Annotated in this window: 4 protein-coding genes; 2 read left to right on the forward strand and 2 right to left on the reverse strand. The window is 43.4% G+C overall.

The features are described 5' to 3' along the window. The first annotated feature begins 100 nt into the window (after nt 1-100). The gene (locus F6K38_RS01420; RefSeq protein WP_287355926.1) at nt 101-604 is read left to right on the forward strand and encodes an HAD-IIIA family hydrolase; all 504 of its coding nucleotides are present in this window, start codon (nt 101-103) and stop codon (nt 602-604) included. A gap of 60 nt (nt 605-664) precedes the next feature. On the opposite strand, the gene F6K38_RS01425 is transcribed toward F6K38_RS01420, so the two are convergent. After that, nucleotides 665-1,150, reverse strand: coding sequence for a PIN domain-containing protein (locus F6K38_RS01425; protein WP_287355927.1), 486 nt, complete (start codon nt 1,148-1,150; stop codon nt 665-667). Next, the gene (locus F6K38_RS01430; protein WP_009148995.1) at nt 1,147-1,392 is read right to left on the reverse strand and encodes a UPF0175 family protein; all 246 of its coding nucleotides are present in this window, start codon (nt 1,390-1,392) and stop codon (nt 1,147-1,149) included. Before F6K38_RS01430 ends, F6K38_RS01425 begins: the two co-directional genes overlap by 4 nt. 265 nt (nt 1,393-1,657) lie before the next feature. Between F6K38_RS01430 and F6K38_RS01435 the strand changes: the two genes are divergently transcribed. Then, the coding region (locus F6K38_RS01435) for a M14 family metallopeptidase (protein ID WP_287355929.1) at nt 1,658-2,682 on the forward strand (1,025 nt) is incomplete at its 3' end.

Below are 2,682 nucleotides of genomic sequence, written 5' to 3' on the forward strand. Positions count from 1 at the left end.
GGAAACCACGCCAGTTGTTCATGGGGGGAACCCCCAAGACCGCACTGGCTCCCCTGTTCCGAAGCTGCATCGCTAATTGGTGTACCACCCAGCAAGCTTCATGAATTCAAAACTTGAGCTATTTGTAGATTGCGACTGGACCATTCGCCAGCCGAGTGGTCAAGGTCGATTTATCGACCACCCTGACCAGCAAAAAGTGATTGAAGGAGCTGATAAAGCTCTGCAATCTTTCAAAAATGAGGGTTATATTATTTTTGGGGTGACCAATCAGGCTGGAGTTGCAGCCCGACATAAAACCCTGAAAAATTGTATTAAAGAGCAACAGAAAACTCTTAAATTACTTCCCCAGCTCAAAGGAATTATTTTTTGTCCTGACTATGGGACAACCTGTTATTATTGCGAGGGGCACTACTTTTCTGAAGTAACCAGTAAAGCATACGCTGGAGAATACCGAAAACCAAAGCCGGGAATGATTTTGCAGTTTAAAACGAATGGCTCTTCAGCTTTGATGGTTGGCGATCGCAACGAAGATGCTCAGGCAGCCGTTGCAGCTGGAATTCCGTTTATGTGGACCTCGGATTGGCTAGCCAAATATGGAAGCTGACAGAACTCTGTTGAGAAACTCAGCATAGGTAAAGCGATCGCATCTGTTTCGGGTTGCCAGTTACTCTCCTGCCACTTCTAGAATATCCGTGTAGAGGCGAGGGCTGATTCGGAAACCAGCGATCACGATCAGATCGTCAATAATGGGCTTAACATCGGTGATAAAATTACTATTTTTTGCTTCCAAAAGAACGCCGAGAATGCCAATATACTTGAGGCCCATACTGGCTGCTATTTTTCTACCTCTACGTTCATCTATTATTAGGCGATCTGCATGTAATTCTATCGCTAGCGCAATCGCTTCGGCTTCACCAGGATCCACTTTTTGCCGCAGTGCCTGTACCAAAGCTTGGTTTCTTACCTGCCGCGTTTCTATCCACCCGAATGTCTGGACTTCTTTAGCTCCTGGTACTGCTGGGCCTGCACCAGTCAATTCCAAGGTTACAGCTTGCGGGATTACTATATGCCGGTACAGTTGTTGCAGAAGTTCTAACTGTCTTACAGCAGCCAGACTGGTAATGGGAGAGGTATTGCTGACAATCTTCACAGGCTCTTTAATTCTTCGAGAGTATGCAGGTCTTCTCGAAAATCCTCTACATCATAATGCAGACAAATATTGCGACTGGCAAGGAGTTGTTGAAAATTAATTTGATTCATGCCAGCAAGACGACTAGCATTGCCGAGGGTAAGTTTTTCCTTTTGATACAGCATCACGGCTATCTCCAGCTCTAGCTCGGCTTCTGTCATGCCTGTGGATTGGAAGATATCGTTGGGAATCGTAACGCTCATCGTGCCTCCTCCTAACTTTTGCCTCAATGGTAACACCTACCGATTGACTAGATGGATACCAGGGTATGGTACAAAATCTTTAACCCCATTAAAACCATAGGGGTTAAGCTCAACTATACCGTTGATCATACGTATTGATCATACTTATGAGGTAAAGTCAATTTTATTCCCCCTATTCCCTATTCCCTACTCCCTACTCCCTACTCCCTACTCCCTACTCCCTAAAAACTAGGACGTTTTCCCTAACCCAATTTCAAACTGCTATATGAATCCAACTATTTCTACTATTCCAATTCAGCAACTCACGTCAGGCGATCGCATCTCTCTCCAAGTATATAAATTCGTTGGCTCCCAACCAGGAAAAAAGGCATATTTACAAGGCAATCTCCATGGTTGTGAAATTGTTGGTAATGCGGTGATTCACCAGTTGATTGACTTTTTGAGCACTCTGGATGACACTCAGCTGACTGGGGAAATCTGGCTGGTTCCTGTTTGTAATCCAGCTAGCACTAATCAGCGTAGTCATTTCTTTGCCACAGGAGGATTCAATCCTTACGATGGTCAAGACTGGAATCGAATTTTTTGGGACTATGAAAAAGAGTGTGATGATTTAGAGGATTTCGCCCAATCTCAACTTAATTTTAATCCTGATGAAATCAGAAATAACTATTTAGCACGGATCCAGTCTAGCTTGAAACAACACTTAGAGGATTGCTACTCCCCTAGGGGATTACCGTTTCGTCACCTTTACCGCTATCAACTGCAATCTTTATGTGTAGATGCTAACTATGTGATTGATATCCATAGTTCTACTAATCAAGGACTTGATTTCTTGTATGGCTTCTACTCTCGGGAAGAAAGCGCCAAAGACTTTCTTCTTGATTATGGAATTGTGATGCATGAGGATGAGTATGATGGGGATGCTTTCGATGAGGCATTTATTAAGCCTTGGCAAGGGTTAGAGAAAGCCTTGGCAAAGTTAGGCAGAACCCTTCAGTTTGATATTGAATCATGGACTCTAGAATTGGGTTCTGGGATGCAAATGAATCCAGATTCTGTGAAACGGGGAGTATACGGTATCAAAAACTATTTGTCGAAAAAAGGAATGTTACAATTGCCGGATTTTCCGATAACTGATCCAGACTCCTACCAAATGAAATTAGCATCTAAAGATAACATCGAGAGATACTATGCTCCGGCTGGAGGAATGATTCAATCGAGAGTTGAGTTAGGGAGTGTTGTCAAAGTAGGAGATAGACTTTATCAGCTACTGAGCTTTAATAAAGAAGG

Origin of the sequence: Moorena sp. SIO3B2 (assembly GCF_010692525.1) — a bacterium.
GTDB classification, from domain to species: Bacteria; Cyanobacteriota; Cyanobacteriia; order Cyanobacteriales; family Coleofasciculaceae; genus Moorena; species Moorena producens.

Excerpts from the sequence above, each read along its gene's own strand:
- F6K38_RS01420 (WP_287355926.1), top strand. The coding sequence starts at position 101 with ATGAATTCAAAACTTGAGCTATTTGTAGATTGCGACTGGACCATTCGC.
- F6K38_RS01430 (WP_009148995.1), bottom strand. The coding sequence starts at position 1,392 with ATGAGCGTTACGATTCCCAACGATATCTTCCAATCCACAGGCATGACA.